This is a genomic window from Mycolicibacterium rutilum (assembly GCF_900108565.1).
Lineage (GTDB): Bacteria > Actinomycetota > Actinomycetes > Mycobacteriales > Mycobacteriaceae > Mycobacterium > Mycobacterium rutilum.
On the sequence record NZ_LT629971.1, the window covers coordinates 701,880 to 717,240 of the forward strand.

Genomic DNA, 15,361 nt, shown 5'->3' on the forward strand with positions numbered 1-15,361 from the left:
GGGGCGCCCGGTATCTTGGGGCACTGTGACGACGACGATCCTGGCGGCGACCGACCAGCTGGCGCTGATGCCGGACTTCCTCGACCCGATGACGCTGCTCGGGTACTTCGGCACCTGGGCGCTGGTGGGTCTGCTGGTCGTGATCTTCGTCGAGTCCGGCGTGCTGTTCCCGATCCTGCCCGGCGACTCGCTGCTGTTCGTCGCCGGCATGCTGGCCGCGGGCACCGCCGCGCTGGCCGAGGGCGGCGGCGAGGTGATCAACTTCCAGCTCTGGCAGCTGCTGGTGTTCATCCCGATCGCCGCGGTGCTCGGCGGCCAGGCCGGCTACTGGATCGGCCGCAACCTGGGCACGGCGATGTTCAAGCCCGATGCCCGGTTCCTCAAGCAGAAGTACCTCGAGGAAGCGCACCTGTTCTTCGAGCAGCGCGGTCCGTTCGCGATCGTCATCGCCCGGTTCGTGCCGATCGTGCGCACGCTGGCCCCGCTGACGGCCGGCGCCGCCCGGATGAACTACGGCGTGTTCACGCTGTTCAACGTCATCGGCGCCGTGGTGTGGGGCGTCGGGCTGACGCTGCTCGGGTACTGGCTGGGCCGGTTCGAGGTCGTCCAGAAGCTGCTCGAGCCGATCGTCATCGCGATCGTCGTGGTGTCGGTGCTGCCGATGCTCATCGAGTGGTACAAGCGGCGTCGCGCGGCCAAGCGGGCGGGGATTCCCGCGCCGCCGATCGAGTCCGGCGAACAGCCGGGCTAACGGCCCTCCTCCAGCGCGCGGATCAGGCTGGCCGCGTCCCACGGGCCCTTGTGCCGTTTGCCGTTGACGAAGAACGTCGGCGTCGAGTTCAGGTCCATCACCTCGGCGTCCTGCGCGTCGTCCTGGACGTGGTGCAGCACCTTCGAGGCGTGCACCCGCACATCCTGGTCGAACCGCTCGATGTCACATCCGGCCGCCACCGCGTAGCGGTAGATGTCGGACCATTCGAGGTCATCCTGGTGGCCGAACAGTTCGCGGGCCATCTCCCAGAACCGGCCCTGCAGCGCGGCGGCCTCGCTGGCGCGGGCCGCGTCGAACGCCCGCGGGTGGGCCCGCTCCAACGGCATGTGCCGCCACACGTAGCGCAGTTCGGCGCCGAAGTGCTCGCGCACCTCGTCGATCGCGCCGGTGGCCCGGCTGCAGAAGGGGCATTCGAAGTCGCCGTACTCGACCAGCGTCAGCGGTGCGCCGGGATCGCCCTTGATGTGGTCGCGGTCCGGGTCGATGGGCCGCACCAGTTTCAGGCCGATGGGTTCGGGCGGGCTCAACCAGTCGGTGAGTCGGAAGATCGCCCAGCCGACGAAGAAGGCCACCACCGAGGCGATCAGCACGCCGATGATCGCCTGCTCCTTGCGGCTCGCGTCGTCGATCGCGATGTCGACGATGAACAGCGAGATCGTGAACCCGATACCCGACAGCGCCGCGCCGCCGGCCACCCGCCGCAGCGACATGCCCGGCGCGAGTTCGCCCCAGCCGGTGCGCGCCATCACCCATGTCGCGGTCGTGATGCCGACGAATTTGCCGACCACCAGGCCCGCGACGATGCCCCACGTCAGCGGTGAACGCAGCGCGGCGGTCACGCTTTCCGCGTCGAGCATCACTCCGGCGTTGACCAACGCGAACAGCGGCAGCACCAGGAACGACACGTACGGCCCGACGCTCATCTGCAGCCGCTCGTTGATCGAGATCGAGTCGCGCAGGCCGCGGGTCACTTCACGGGCGTAGCGCGAGTTCGGCGACTGCCGGAACGCGCGGATCCGTTGCACGACTTCTTCGACCTGGCTGCGTTCCGGGGAGAACACCGGGATCAGCAGGGCGACCGCGACACCGGCCAGCGTCGGGTGGATGCCCGCCATGAACAGCGCCACCCACAACGCGAACCCGAGCACGGCGTAGGCGGGTCCGCGGCCGGCGGGCAGCAGCCGCACCGCCGCGATGGCCGCGATCAGCACCAGCGAAACCATCAGTGGCGCAACGTTGATGCGTTCGGAGTAGAACAGCGCGATCACCAGCAGCGCGCCGACGTCGTCGACCACGGCCAAGGTGAGCAGGAAGATCCGCAGCCGCGCGGGGAACTTCGGTTTGATGATCGCCAGCGCACCGATCAGGAACGCGGTGTCGGTGGAGATCACCACCCCCCACGCTTGCGCGTTGTCGCCGGAAGGGTTGAACAACAGGAATATTGCGGCCGGTACCGCGAGCCCGGCCAACGCCGCCACCACCGGCACCGCCGCGCGGGCCCGCTCGGTGAGTTCGCCGATCGCGAACTCGTGTTTGACCTCGAGGCCGACGATGAAGAAGAAGAACGCCATCAGGCCGTCGTTGACCAGATGCTTGACGGTCAGCTCGAAGCGGTGCTCGGCGAAGGTGAATCCGACGTGGGTGTCCAGCAGCGTCCAATAGCTGTCGGCCCACGGCGAATTCGCCCACAGCAGTGCGGCGACGGTGAACAGCAGCAGCAGCCCGGCGGCGGTGTTCTCACTGGTTTTCGTCGCCTTGGCGTCGCGACTGAACCGTGCCGGCAGCATGCGGACGAGCCGCGGTATCGACTCGGTGGTCATGCGTCCGGTTGTCCGTCTGTCACCGCGTGCGCGGCCTCCATCAGCATCCACCCCGACAGCTGCACCGACAGGTCCCGTTCGGGCACCTCCGACGCGTTGACCGCGCCCTCCACGAATTGCGCCTGTGCGCCTGCGGCAGTGGGGATTTCGGCGACCCGGTCCCAGAAGGCACTGAACAGCGGCAGCCCGTCGACGCTCTGGTGGTTCTGCCAGGCCGCCTCCGCGGATGTGAGCACCAGCCTGCGGGCGGTGTCGCGTGCCGCGGTGTCGGCGTCGGTGCGCTGCGGCAACTCGGTGGCGACCAGGGCGAGGTAGCGCGCGAGGATGCCGTTGAACAGTCCGCCGTCGCCGCCGCCCGCACCCTTGATGACGCCGTCGGGTGCCATGTGCTCGGCCACCGCGGCGACCAGGCGGTGCACCCGGGCGGCGTGGTCGCCGTCGTCGGTGCGCGCGGCGAGCTCGGTCTCCACGCCCAGCACCACGCCCTGGCAGTAGGTGTACTGCGCGCGCACCAGCGAGCCGCCTTTGATGCCGTCGAACACCAGGTGGGTGTCGGGGTCGATCAGCGTCTCGTCGATCCAGTCGGCCATCTGCTGCGCGCGCCGCAACCGGTCGTAGCGGGCCAGGAAGATCGCGGCGGGCCCGTTGGCCGGGGCGTTGAAGAACTGGTCCTGTTTGCGCCATGGGATCCCGCCGCCGTCCTCGGGCACCCAGCTGTCGAGGAACTGCTCGGCCAGCTTCTTGAGCGCACCCGGGCGCGGCACGTCGGCGAGCCGCCCGGCGCGCTCCAGCGCGAGCGCCAGCCAGGCCATGTCGTCGTAGTAGTCGTTGACCCAGGACAGGTTGTTGCGCAACCGATGTGCGCGGATCTGGCGCGCGATGCGGGTCTGCCGTTCCGGCTGCGGGTCGCGCAGCTGGGCGTCGACCAGGTTGTCCAGCAGATGCGCCTGCCACCAGTAGTGCCAGGTGCCGTACCACCGGTGCCGGCGGGTGGCGGGCCAGGCGACCACGCCCAACTGGGTGCCGGGCAGCCCCCACAGCCGCCGCAGGTGCCGGGTGGTGACTGCGGCCTCGGCGCTGGCGGCGCGGTTGGCCCAGAGCTGATCCATGTACCCGATCCTGCCCTACCACCCGGGCTCCGGTGGGCCGGCTTCGACGACCGCAATGAGACGTTTTTGTCTCATATGCGCTACTGTTGTTTCATGCGTGATCGCGAGCAGCTCCTGCGCGCCGCCGCCGACTTCCTCGGCAGGCGGCCGAACGCCACGCAGGACGAGATCGCCGCCGCCGTCGGCGTCAGCCGGGCCACGCTGCACCGACACTTCGCCGGCAAGCCGTCGCTGCTGGCGGCGCTCGACGAACTCGCCATCGCGGAGATGCGTCGCGCGTTGACCAGCGCCGAACTGCACGCGGGCACGGCGACCGAGGCGCTGCACCGGCTGGTGTCGGCGTTCGAACCCGTATCGCCGTATCTGGCGCTGCTGTACAGCCAGAGCCAGGACGTCGATCAGGACACCTCGCTGCAGGCGTGGGCCGAGGTCGACGCACAGATCATCGACCTGTTCGAACGGGGCCAGCGCGCAGGTGAATTCCGGCCCGACCAGACCGCCGCCTGGCTGACCGAGGCCCTCTTCAGCCTGGTCGCGGGGGCCGGATGGGCCATCCAGGTCGGCCGCGTCGCCGGCCGCGACTTCCACCGGATGATCGTCGACCTGCTGCTGGACGGGGTACGAACCGCATGACGCGGCGTTGGTTCGCCCTGGTCATCCTGACGCTGGCCGTGCTGCTGATCGGCATCGACGGCACGGTCCTGGCGTTGGCGACCCCGTTCATCAGCCGCGACCTCGGCGCCTCAGGCACCGAGATCCTCTGGATCGGTGACATCTACTCGTTCGTCCTGGCCAGCCTGCTGATCAGCATGGGCAGCCTCGGAGACCGGATCGGGCACCGCAGGCTGCTCCTCACCGGCGCCGTCGGCTTCGCGGCCGTGTCCGCGTTGACCGCCTACGCGCCGAACGCCGAACTGCTGATCGCCGGACGCGCCCTGCAGGGCGTCGCGGGCGCCACCCTGACCCCGGCCACGTTGGCGCTGATCCGCGGGATCTTCACCGACTCACGGGAACGGTCGCTGGCAGTGGGCATCTGGGCGTCCGCGTTCTCAGCAGGCGCCGCGCTCGGCCCCATCCTCGGCGGTGTGCTGCTCGAGCACTTCTGGTGGGGATCGGTCTTCCTCATCAACGTGCCGGTGATGGTGGTACTGCTCGTCGGCGGACTGCTCCTGTTGCCCGAGCACCGCAACCCCGAACCGGGTCCGTGGGACCTCGCCTCGGTCGCGCTGTCGATGGCCGGCGTGCTCGGCGTGGTCTATGCGGTCAAAGAGGTTGCCGCGCAAGGCGTTCACGCCGGTGCGCTGGGTGCGGGGGCTGCGGGCGCGGTGGCGTTGGTCTGGTTCGTCCGGCGCCAGCTGCGGCTGCCCGATCCGCTGATCGACGTGCGGCTGTTCGGCAACCGGGCGTTCTCGGGTGTGGTGGCGGCGAATCTGCTGTCCGTGCTCGGCCTTTCGGGGCTGGTGTTCTTCCTGTCGCAGTACTTCCAGCTGGTCAAGGGCTTCGGTCCGCTGCAGGCCGGGCTCGCCGAACTGCCCGCGGCGCTGACCGCCACGGTGTTCGGGGTGCTCGCCGGTGTCGTGGTGCGCTGGTGGAGCCAACGCGCAGTGCTGACCGCCGGGCTGGCCCTGGTTGGGGTGGCGATGGCGACGCTGGTGTCGATCCGGCCGCACACCTCGTATCTGCCGCTGGGCTTCGCGCTGTTCGTGGTCGGCGTGGGACTGGGCCTGGCGTTCACCGTCGCCAGCGACGTGATCCTGGCCAGTGTGCCGCCCGAGCGCGCCGGATCCGCCGCCGCGGTGTCGGAGACGGCCTACGAACTGGGGATGGCACTAGGCATTGCGACGCTGGGATCGATCGTCACCGGCGTCTACCGCGGCTTCGCGACGCCGGCCGGCATTCCGTCGCGCGCGGCGACGAGCGCACACGATTCCCTGGCCGCCGCCACCGAGCAGGCCGCACAGCTCCCGGCCCGACAGGGCGCGGCGCTGCTGGCGGCGGCGCAGGAGGCCTTCACCGCCGGCTTGGCGATCGCGGCGGGCGTCGGGGCTGTGCTCATGCTGGTGTCGGCGCTGGCGGTGTGGCTGCTGCTGCGCAGCGCGCCGCTACCAGGCCAGTCCGAGATCGGCGTGCTGGACGATCCAGGCGTGCATGGCGATCCCGGCGGCCACGCCGGCGTTGATGCTGCGGGTGGACCCGAACTGTGCGATCGAAACCACTGACACCGCACCGGCTTTCGCGTCGGGTGTGATGCCGGGACCTTCCTGGCCGAAGATCAACAGGCAGTTTTTCGGCAGCGGGGTGGTCTCGATGCGCGTCGCGCCGGGGATGTTGTCGACGGCGACGACGGTGAGGTCCTCGGCGGCCGCGAAGGCCAGCAGGTCGGCGGTGGTGTCGTGGTGGCGCAGCCGCTGGTAGCGGTCGGTGACCATGGCGCCGCGCCGGTTCCAGCGCCGCCTGCCGACGATGTGCACGGTGTCGACGGCGAACGCGTTCGCGGTGCGCACCACGGCGCCGATGTTGGCGTCGTTGCCGAAGTTCTCGATCGCGATGTGCAGCGGATGCCTGCGCCGGTCGATGTCGGCGATGATCGCTTCACGCGTCCAATAGCGGTACGGGTCAACGACATTGCGGGTGTCACCGTCGCGCAGCAGCGCCTCATCGTAGCGCGGGTCGTCGGGCAGGGGACCCTCCCAGGGGCCGACGCCGGGCCCCTCACCCCACTCGGTGGGGCCGGGATGCTCAGTCACCCTTGGTCCACACTGCGGCGTGGGTGCCGACGAGCGAGACGGTCGCGTACAGCAGCGCATTGTTGATCTCGCCCTGGGTGCACAGCGACGCGCGGACCTGAACGGCGTCGCGGGATTCGTGCGGCAGCACGAGCACCGATGCGCCGTAGATGTCGCAGGCGTGGCTCAGACCGGGCGGCGGCAGCGTCGGCGACACCAGCACCATCGCGGGCCCGCCCCGCTGCTCGGACACTTCGCGGTATTGCTCTGCGAGCCCGTCGATCTGGAGCCCGATCAGCATGTAGCCGTTGCCGGTGAACGCGTCGGGCTCACCGAGCGCCGTGGGGTCGAGCATCGCACCGTCGGCACGGAACGCGTCGAGGCTGGTGGTGCTCAGCGACAGCCCGGTGTCCTGGTCCCGCGTCGCGGGCAGGCCGACGGGGAAGGCCGCGGGGTAGGCGGTCGTCGTACCGTCCATCCGGTCGCGCGGCGAGTAGACGTACACCCCGCGGACCTGCACCTGGTCCCGGGCGGGCCCGATGCACACGGTGCCGGTGAGCCGGTCCGGCGTCGGCGCCGAAACCGGTTGGACGCCAAGGTTGGTGACGTCGCGACAGCCGCCGATCGCGTTGGCCTCGACCGGGTGGGCCAGCGCCCCGGACAGCCCGAAGCGGATGTCCTCGGGTTTGGCGCGCGGTTTGTCGGGATCCGACGGGGAGGCGTCGATGTCGACAAGCACATGGTCGCCCTCGAAGCGCAGGTTGGTCAGCGACATGTTCCAGCCCAGCACCGCAAGGGATTCGCCGATCGTCGCGGTCTGGGCGGCGTACGGTGAGGCGTCGCCGTCGTCGTTCGAGCATGCCGAGGCCACCAGGACGACGACCGCGGTCAGCGTCGCGATCAGCGCGCGCACGTAAGTGTTGCTCTACGTCCGGCCACGGCCCCTGCCCACGACTTTGGTCATGGCGCGCACCAGGTTTCGCGGTACCACGCGTCCGCCGGTGGTGAGCGCCTTGTACTGCAGTCCCGGCACGATCACGACCTTGCCCTTGGCGACGTCGGCCAGCGTCTCGCCGACCACGTCGTCGACCTCGAGCCAGAACCACGACGGGGTGCCGTCCATGTCGATGCCCGCCCGCTGGTGAAACTCGGTGCGCACGAAGCCCGGGCACAGCGCGTGCACGCCGACGCCGGTGCCGCCCAACCCGTTCGCCAGGCCTTCGGAGAACGCGATCACCCACGCCTTGGACGCCGAGTACGTCGACCCGCGACCGGGCAGCAGCCCCGCGACGCTGGCGACGTTGATCACCGTGCCGCGGCCGGCGGCCAGCATCGGGGGCAGCACCGCGTGGGTGAGCTGCATGACCGCGGTGACGTTGACGTCGAGCTGCGACTGCAGTTTCGCGAAGTCAGAGCTCCAGAACTCGCCGGACGTGCCGAACCCGGCGTTGTTGACCAGGACCTGCACCCCGGCGGTCAGCCGGTCGGCCACCTTGGCGCGGTCGGCGGCGTCGGCCAGGTCGGCGACGAGCACCTCGACGTTCGCGCCGACCTCGTCGTGCAGTTCGGCGGCCAGGCTTTCGAGCCGTGCGCCGTCACGGGCCACCAGCACCAGGTCGTGGCCGTCGCGGGCGTACCGGCGGGCGAAGCCGGCACCGATCCCCGACGTCGGACCGGTGATCAGGGCGACAGGGCGAGCCATGGGTCAAGGCTACTTCCCGTAGCCGGAGGGTTTTCCTACCGCTGGTAGTGCGGTGACTGGCGTCCGTTGCGCGCCGGCGGCTGGCGGCGGGCGGCGTCGGGACGGCCGGGCGGCTGCTGGTAGCGCGCTGCCTCGGGACGCGGCGCCTCGGGACGGCCGGGCGGCACCTCGGCGCGGCCGGGGGACGGGGTCAGCGGACGGCTCGGCGACCCGCTGCGCCGCGCCAGGGCGCCCTGGCTGGACTGTCCGGCCAGCGCCTGCGGTGTCGGCGGCAGCACCCGCAGCAGGTCGTTGAACTGGCGAACGGTGCGCAGCCCCTCGTCCCACTGTGCCCGGGTGCTGGTGACCGGCATCGACACCAGCGTCCAGTGCTCCTCGTTCCACATAATCTCGGCGCAGTCCGGCGCGGTGTGGGCGAACGTCACCATCCGCCGGTCGCACGCGCGGCGCGCGGCGTCGAGGTTGGTGGAGTAGACCATCCGCGGGCCGATCGCGCCGAGCAGCCAGATGTCGTTCTCGCGCGGTTCTTTGATGCCCTTGAGCCGCAGGTCGACGACGACGTTGGTGCCCACCTTGCGGTGCAGCGCGATCACCGTCGCGACGTCCTCGAGGTCGAAGATGAAGACTGCCTCGCCGCGGATCTGGCCGAGCACGACGTTCTTGGCGCTGATGTCGCCGACGGTCGACATCACGCCGCGCTTCCAGCGCTTGACGATGTCGTGGGATTCGTGTTCATAGTCGAAGCCGTGCGACTTCGCCCAGGATTTGCGTCGGCGCCCCAGCCCGCGTCGCCGGTCGATGTCGACGTACAGCAACACGCCCGCACCCACGAAGCAGAGTGCGGACAGCGTGAACCAAAGCGGAACCATTGCGTTCAGCGTACTTGCACCGGCCGCCAAATCCCGAACTTGATTTGGTCACAGGCTCATCTCGGCTGCTCTCAGCTGCCGAGTGGGAAGTTAATCAGCGTTTGTTGGTCGAACTCGCGTCATAACTGGCCACTCGGCAGCCAAGCGCTCAGCCCAGGACGAGGGAGTCCCCGTCGGGACTGACGTTGACCGGCACGATGTCGCCGTCGTGCACGTCGCCGGCCAGCAGCATCTTGGCGAGCTGGTCGCCGATGGCCTGCTGGAGCAGCCTGCGCAGCGGGCGGGCACCGTAGAGCGGGTCGAATCCGCGCTGGGCGAGCCACTTCTTGGCGGGCAGCGACACCTCGAGGGTGAGTCGGCGCTGCGCCAACCGCTTGGCCAGCTGCTCGAGCTGGATGTCGACGATGTGCACCAGCTCCTCGGGGTTGAGCCCGTCGAACACGATCACGTCGTCGAGCCGGTTGATGAACTCCGGCTTGAACGCGCCCCGCACCGCGGCCATCACCTGCTCCTCGGTGCCGCCGGCGCCCAGGTTGGACGTCAGGATCAGGATCGTGTTGCGGAAGTCGACGGTGCGGCCCTGTCCGTCGGTGAGCCTGCCCTCGTCGAGCACCTGCAGCAGCACGTCGAAGACGTCCGGGTGGGCCTTTTCGATCTCGTCGAACAGGATCACCGTGTACGGACGGCGGCGCACCGCCTCGGTCAGCTGACCGCCCTGGTCATAGCCGATGTAGCCGGGAGGCGCACCGACCAGGCGGGCCACCGAGTGCTTCTCGCCGTACTCGCTCATGTCGATGCGGACCATCGCCCGCTCGTCGTCGAAGAGGAACTCCGCCAGCGCCTTGGCCAGCTCGGTCTTGCCGACGCCGGTCGGCCCCAGGAACATGAACGAACCCGTCGGCCGGTTGGGGTCTGCCACACCGGCGCGGCTGCGGCGCACCGCATCGGAGACCGCCTGCACCGCCTTGCGCTGGCCGACGACCCGCTTGCCCAGCTCGTCTTCCATCCGCAGCAGCTTGGCCGTCTCGCCCTCGAGCATCCGGCCGGCCGGGATACCGGTCCACGCCGACACCACCTCGGCGATGTCGTCGGGGCCGACCTCCTCCTTGAGCATCACGTCCTCACGCGCCTCCGCCTGAGGCAGCGCTGCGTCGAGCTTCTTCTCGACCTCGGGGATGCGGCCGTACCGCAGCTCGGCGGCACGCTCGAGGTTGCCGTCACGCTCGGCCCGGTCGGCCTCACCGCGCAGCGTCTCGAGCTGCTCCTTGAGCTCGCGGACGATGTCGATGGCGTTTTTCTCGTTCTGCCAACGAGTGGTCAGCTCGGCCAGCTTCTCCTTGTGGTCGGCCAGTTCGGCGCGCAGCTTCTCGAGGCGCTCCTTGGAGGCGGCGTCCTCTTCCTTGGACAGCGCCATCTCCTCGATCTCGAGGCGACGCACCAATCGCTCGACCTCGTCGATCTCGACGGGCCGGGAGTCGATCTCCATCCGCAACCGCGACGCGGCCTCGTCGACCAGGTCGATGGCCTTGTCCGGCAGGAACCGCGACGTGATGTAGCGGTCCGACAGCGTCGCCGCCGACACCAACGCGGAGTCGGTGATGCGCACCCCGTGGTGCACCTCGTAGCGCTCCTTGAGTCCACGCAGGATGCCGACGGTGTCCTCGACCGACGGCTCGCCGACGTAGACCTGCTGGAAGCGGCGCTCCAGCGCGGCGTCCTTCTCGATGTACTTGCGGTACTCGTCGAGCGTGGTGGCGCCGACCAGCCGCAGCTCACCGCGGGCCAGCATCGGCTTGATCATGTTGCCCGCGTCCATCGAACCGTCGCCGGTCGCGCCGGCGCCGACGATGGTGTGCAGCTCATCGATGAACGTGATGATCTGGCCGGCCGAGTTCTTGATGTCGACGAGGACGGCCTTGAGCCGTTCCTCGAACTCGCCGCGGTACTTCGAGCCGGCGACCATCGAGCCGAGATCAAGGCTGACGACGGTCTTGTCGCGCAGGCTCTCCGGCACGTCGCCGGCGATGATGCGCTGGGCCAGACCCTCGACGATCGCGGTCTTGCCGACACCGGGCTCGCCGATGAGCACCGGGTTGTTCTTGGTGCGACGGCTCAGTACCTGCACGACGCGACGGATCTCGTTGTCGCGCCCGATAACCGGGTCGAGCTTGCCCTCGCGGGCGCGCGCGGTCAGATCGGTCGAGTACTTCTCCAGGGCCTGATAGGTGCCCTCGGGGTCGGGGCTGGTGACGCGGGCGCTGCCGCGCACCTTGACGAACGCCTCACGCAGCGCCTGCGGCGACGCGCCGTGGCCGGTCAGCAGCTTGGCCACCTCGGTGTCGTTGCTGGCCAGGCCGACCAGCAGGTGTTCGGTCGAGACGTACTCGTCGTCCATCTCGGTCGCGAGGTTCTGCGCCGCGGTGATCGCCGCGAGGGCCTCCCTGCTCAGTTGCGGCTGCGAGGCCGCGCCGCTGGCGCTGGGCAGCCGGTCGAGGATCCGCTGCGTCTCGGTCCGGATGGTGGCGGGTTCGACGCCGACGGCCTCGAGCAGCGGCGCGGCGATGCCGTCGTTCTGCGTCAGCAGTGCCATCAGCAGATGGGCAGGCGTGATCTGCGGGTTGCCCGCGGCCGTCGCCGCCTGCAACGACGCGGTGAGCGCCGCCTGAGTCTTGGTCGTCGGGTTGAACGAGTCCACGAAACCTTCCCTTTCCTAGGTACGTGAGCTTGGCGAAAATGCTTCTCGCGTTGTTCAACGCAGTCAAGGTTGAGTGTGTTCCGCTCAAGTCTGGAAATTTTTGACGACAGCTCCGTGCGTCCGCCCGTCGATCCATGCGATCGCGCGATCCGCGGGTTAGCTTCGCTGTATGTCCGATACCGGCGACTTCGAGTTCGAGCGCAAGTTCGTGGTCCGCGACATGCCCGCCGTGGTGGACTCCGATCCGAGCCCGGTGCTGATCGCGCAGGCGTATCTGTTCGCCGCGGACGGCTACGCGGTACGCGTCCGCGTGCAGGGGCCGGCGCCTGCCGAGCTGCGGGGAACCCCCGCCGAGCTGGTGTCCGCGCTCGACGACGAGGCGATCGGCACCATGACCGCGAAGGGCCCGGCGGTCGGCGGCACCCGCTACGAGGCCGAGCGCGAACTCGATCCGCTGGTCGCCGGCGCCATCGTGGCACGCGCCGAGCACGTCGTCCTCAAGATCCGCTCCTCGGTCTGGCTCGGCGAGGACGGCTGGATCTTTGACCGGTTCCTGGCGGGCAACGCTCCCCTGATCCTGGCCGAGGTCGAGCGCAACCAGCCCGTGGTCGACCTGACGATCCCGTCGTTCTGCGCCACCGAGGTGTCCGAGGACGACCGGTTTCGCAACGAGTACCTGGCGCGCGACCCGTTCGGCGCCTGGGCCGAAGACTTTCGGCGTGACCTCGACCGCGTCGGGCCGCGGTTTGTCGAAACCCTCGGCGAGAACCGGTTCGTCGACACATGGGGCTCGGCCGCACTTTAGGCCGGCCCGGCGCGTCATACCCCGAGCGCACGCGGACACCCGCGATCCTGTGTGTATGCGCTTCAACGCACTCGCCGGCGGCGCGGTGGTCGCGGTCGCGGTCAGCGCGCTGCTCCCGGTTCGGGCGGCCGCCGACTCCGGCGAGCACGAGATCCGCGCGGTGCTGGACACGATGAACTCCTCCTACAACCGCGCCGACTTCACCACGTTCGCCGCCCACGTCTGCGCCGACGTGCTGCAGGGCGCGCAGTTCGAGGCGGGCTGGTACGCGAGCCGCAAGGCCGACGGGCCCACCCGCATCACCGTGGAGTCGGTGAGCACCCGCGGCGACGACGCCGTCGCGCACGTCCGGTTCGAGGCCGACGAGCACAGCCGCACCTTCGACGTCGACTTCCTGCGCGAAGGCGACCAGTGGAAGGCGTGCCAGTACCACCCGACGCAGAGCGCCTGACACATACAGAGCGCATAGTCATACCGTGCTGACCGAACTGATACCGCTGGCGCTGGTGATCGCGCTGTCACCGCTGTCGATCATCCCCGCGGTGCTCGCGCTGCGCACCCCGCGACCGCGGCCGACCGGCCTGGCGTTCCTGGCGGGCTGGGTGCTCGGTCTCGCCGCCCTCACGATTCTTTTCCTGCAGGTGTCAGGGCTGCTCGGCGGGCGCGAGGGCCGGCCGCCGGGCTGGGCGTCATGGTTGCGCATCGTCGTCGGCGCGGGGCTCGTCCTGTTCGGCTGTTACCGGTATTTCACCCGCGGACAGTCGACGCATACGCCGCGGTGGATGCAAAGCATGAGCAAGCTGACCCCGGCGCGCGCCGGTGTCACCGCGCTGATGCTCACGGTCGTCAATCCGAAGGTCCTGTTCATGTGCGCCGCAGCGGGTTTGGCGATCGGCTCGTCGGGCGCACACCGCCACGAGTGGGCGGGCGTGCTGTGGTTCGTCGCGGTGGCCGCCTCGACGGCGGCCCTGCCGATCCTGGCCTACGCGGTCTCCGGCCACCGCCTCGACGACGCGCTCACCCGGCTCAAGGAGTGGATGGAGCGCCAGCATGCCGCCCTGGTGGCGGCGATCCTCGTCGTCATCGGGATCATGATGTTGTACAAGGGTTTTCACGGACTCTGAGGAAGGCCGAGCTCGGCGGCATCGGCGGTCAGGTACCGCGTGATGGTCGGCGCGATCAACCGCACCAGGTCCTCGCCGGCCAGCGTCGCCAGCGGCGCGATCTTCATGACATATCGCAGCATCGCGGTACCCACCAACTGGCTGGCGGCCAGCAGCGCGCGTAGCCGGGCCTGTTCCCCGCCGCCGAGTTCGGCCGACACCGCGGTCAGCACATAGCCCTGCATGAAACCGCGAAAGGCTTCGTGCGCATCGCTGTTCGACGTGGCGGACTGCAGCATCGCGACCATCGTCGGCCCGGTGTCCTCGGACTCCCAGATCCGCAGGTAGGTGCGCACCATCCGGACACCGATGTCGGGATCCTCGTCGGGCCCGCCGGAGAGCGCCGACACCAACGCCTCGGGGCCGACGATCACCCGCAGCGCCTCGCGGAACAGTTCGGATTTCGACCCGAACAGATACAGCACCATCGACGCGTCGACGCCCGCATCGGCGGCGATCGAGCGCAGCGTCGTCTTCTCGTAGCCCTCGGTGGCGAACCGGGCGCGGGCCGCAACCAGCACCGCATCCCGAGACACGGGCGCGCCTTGGCGCCGTCCGCGTCGCTTCGTGGCTGGTGAGGGCATGTTTCGACGATAGCATTTCAATGACTGTTGAAATCGTGGCGCGGCCGCGTTACGCTCCCGGTAGCCCAGAATTCAACATTCGATGAAAAGGCTTCGTCATGACCACTGACACCGCCAGCAGGCCCACCCACCACGGCTCACCCGTCCACGAACCGCCCGCGGCGATCCGCGCGACGGCCGTCGTCGTCGTGCTGACCGTCGCGCTCGCCATCGTCGCGCTCGCCTTCGCGCTGCCCGCCGCCCGCACCGCGCCGCACAACGTGCCGATCGGAGCGGCCGGACCGCAGGCCGCCGGTGGACAGCTGACCGCGATGCTGGAGCAGCAGGCGCCCGGCGCGTTCACGGTCACCTACTACCCCGGCGAGGGCGCGTTGCGTGAGGCGATCGAAAACCGCGACGTCTACGGCGGTTTCGCGCTCACCCCTGAGGGTCCCGCCGCGCTGGTCGCCACCGGGGCCAGCCCGATGATCGCCCAGATGCTGACCCAGATCGGCGGCGGCATCGCCCAGCACACCGGCGCAGAGCTGCGCGTCGAGGACCTGGCCCCGCCGACCGCCGACGACCCGCGCGGCGCCGGGCTGGCCGCCTCGGCGCTGCCGGTGACCCTGGCCGGGCTGCTGCCGGCGATCGCCCTGGTGTTCGCGCTCAAGCGCGAGGTGTGGAGCCGGCTGGCGGCGATGACGGTGTTCGCCGGGGTGGCCGGCCTGTCGATCGCCGCCCTGCTGCGCTGGGTGCTCGGCTCGATCGACTCGAACTTCTGGGGTGTCACCGGCGCGCTGACACTGGGCGTGCTGGCCACCGGGCTCACGGTATTGGGCCTGGGCTCGCTGTTCGGCCGGGTCGGACTGGCGCTGGGCTCGGTGGCCGCGGTGCTCGTCGGGAACCCGCTGTCCGGGCTGACCAGCGCCCCGGAGCTGCTGCCGAGCGGCTGGGGCCAGTTCGGCCAGTTCCTGCCCCAAGGCGCCAACGCCACGCTGCTGCGGTCCGCGGCGTTCTTCGACGGCGCCGGCGCGATGGTGCCGGTCGCGGTGCTGACCTGCTGGGTGGTCGTCGGCGTGGCGCTGACCGTCACCGCAGCCGTGCGCGCACGCCGAACCGCCGCCGCCTGACCGGCCC

15 protein-coding genes are annotated in these 15,361 nt (G+C 69.8%); 7 read left to right on the forward strand and 8 right to left on the reverse strand.

Features of this window, described 5'->3' with window-relative positions; genetic code table 11:
• Positions 1–67 precede the first annotated feature (67 nt).
• Entirely contained in the window at positions 68–751 is a 684-nt protein-coding gene (locus BLW81_RS03460; RefSeq protein ID WP_083410295.1) for a DedA family protein, read from the forward strand.
• Here BLW81_RS03460 and nhaA read toward each other — a convergent pair.
• Both nhaA and BLW81_RS03470 read right to left on the reverse strand, forming a co-directional pair.
• On the reverse strand, positions 748–2,592 hold the full coding sequence (gene nhaA / locus BLW81_RS03465; protein ID WP_083405999.1) for a Na+/H+ antiporter NhaA: 1,845 nt from the start codon (positions 2,590–2,592) through the stop codon (positions 748–750). The genes BLW81_RS03460 and nhaA overlap by 4 nt on opposite strands.
• Entirely contained in the window at positions 2,589–3,701 is a 1,113-nt protein-coding gene (locus BLW81_RS03470) for a glycoside hydrolase family 76 protein (RefSeq protein WP_083406000.1), read from the reverse strand. Before BLW81_RS03470 ends, nhaA begins: the two co-directional genes overlap by 4 nt.
• Positions 3,702–3,794: 93 nt before the next feature.
• On the opposite strand from BLW81_RS03470, the gene BLW81_RS03475 reads away from it, so the two are divergent.
• Together BLW81_RS03475 and BLW81_RS03480 are read left to right on the forward strand one after the other, a co-directional pair.
• A complete protein-coding gene (locus BLW81_RS03475; protein ID WP_220096830.1) occupies positions 3,795–4,334 on the forward strand; it encodes a TetR/AcrR family transcriptional regulator in 540 nt (179 codons plus the stop codon).
• A complete protein-coding gene (locus tag BLW81_RS03480; RefSeq protein WP_157897567.1) occupies positions 4,331–5,920 on the forward strand; it encodes an MFS transporter in 1,590 nt (529 codons plus the stop codon). Before BLW81_RS03475 ends, BLW81_RS03480 begins: the two co-directional genes overlap by 4 nt.
• Here the strand turns inward: BLW81_RS03480 and BLW81_RS03485 are convergent.
• The 5 genes from BLW81_RS03485 to clpB all read right to left on the reverse strand — a co-directional run bounded on the left by BLW81_RS03485 (position 5,804) and on the right by clpB (position 11,693).
• A complete protein-coding gene (locus BLW81_RS03485) occupies positions 5,804–6,448 on the reverse strand; it encodes a TrmH family RNA methyltransferase (protein WP_083406002.1) in 645 nt (214 codons plus the stop codon). The two genes, BLW81_RS03480 and BLW81_RS03485, sit on opposite strands and share 117 nt — an antisense overlap.
• Positions 6,441–7,340, reverse strand: coding sequence for a hypothetical protein (locus BLW81_RS03490; protein ID WP_083406003.1), 900 nt, complete (start codon positions 7,338–7,340; stop codon positions 6,441–6,443). Before BLW81_RS03490 ends, BLW81_RS03485 begins: the two co-directional genes overlap by 8 nt.
• Positions 7,341–7,352: 12 nt before the next feature.
• Complete coding sequence (locus tag BLW81_RS03495; protein ID WP_083406004.1) at positions 7,353–8,129, reverse strand: SDR family NAD(P)-dependent oxidoreductase; 777 nt, start codon at positions 8,127–8,129, stop codon at positions 7,353–7,355.
• A gap of 35 nt (positions 8,130–8,164) precedes the next feature.
• Positions 8,165–8,998: a trehalose monomycolate transport factor TtfA gene (gene ttfA / locus BLW81_RS03500; RefSeq protein WP_083406005.1), complete on the reverse strand. Its 834-nt coding sequence runs from the start codon at positions 8,996–8,998 to the stop codon at positions 8,165–8,167.
• Positions 8,999–9,146: 148 nt separating this feature from the next.
• Positions 9,147–11,693, reverse strand: a complete 2,547-nt coding sequence (gene clpB, locus BLW81_RS03505) for an ATP-dependent chaperone ClpB (RefSeq protein ID WP_083406006.1) — start codon at positions 11,691–11,693, stop codon at positions 9,147–9,149.
• 169 nt (positions 11,694–11,862) lie between these two features.
• On the opposite strand from clpB, the gene BLW81_RS03510 reads away from it, so the two are divergent.
• The 3 genes from BLW81_RS03510 to BLW81_RS03520 are packed head-to-tail and all read left to right on the forward strand — an operon-like array spanning position 11,863 to position 13,622.
• On the forward strand, positions 11,863–12,498 hold the full coding sequence (locus BLW81_RS03510) for a CYTH domain-containing protein (RefSeq protein ID WP_083406007.1): 636 nt from the start codon (positions 11,863–11,865) through the stop codon (positions 12,496–12,498).
• 55 nt (positions 12,499–12,553) lie between these two features.
• Positions 12,554–12,949, forward strand: a complete 396-nt coding sequence (locus BLW81_RS03515; protein WP_083406008.1) for an Rv0361 family membrane protein — start codon at positions 12,554–12,556, stop codon at positions 12,947–12,949.
• 25 nt (positions 12,950–12,974) lie between these two features.
• On the forward strand, positions 12,975–13,622 hold the full coding sequence (locus BLW81_RS03520; protein ID WP_083406009.1) for a GAP family protein: 648 nt from the start codon (positions 12,975–12,977) through the stop codon (positions 13,620–13,622).
• On the opposite strand, the gene BLW81_RS03525 is transcribed toward BLW81_RS03520, so the two are convergent.
• Complete coding sequence (locus tag BLW81_RS03525; protein WP_083406010.1) at positions 13,610–14,245, reverse strand: TetR/AcrR family transcriptional regulator; 636 nt, start codon at positions 14,243–14,245, stop codon at positions 13,610–13,612. The two genes, BLW81_RS03520 and BLW81_RS03525, sit on opposite strands and share 13 nt — an antisense overlap.
• 98 nt (positions 14,246–14,343) lie before the next feature.
• On the opposite strand from BLW81_RS03525, the gene BLW81_RS03530 reads away from it, so the two are divergent.
• Positions 14,344–15,354: a hypothetical protein gene (locus BLW81_RS03530; protein ID WP_083406011.1), complete on the forward strand. Its 1,011-nt coding sequence runs from the start codon at positions 14,344–14,346 to the stop codon at positions 15,352–15,354.
• Positions 15,355–15,361 lie beyond the last annotated feature (7 nt).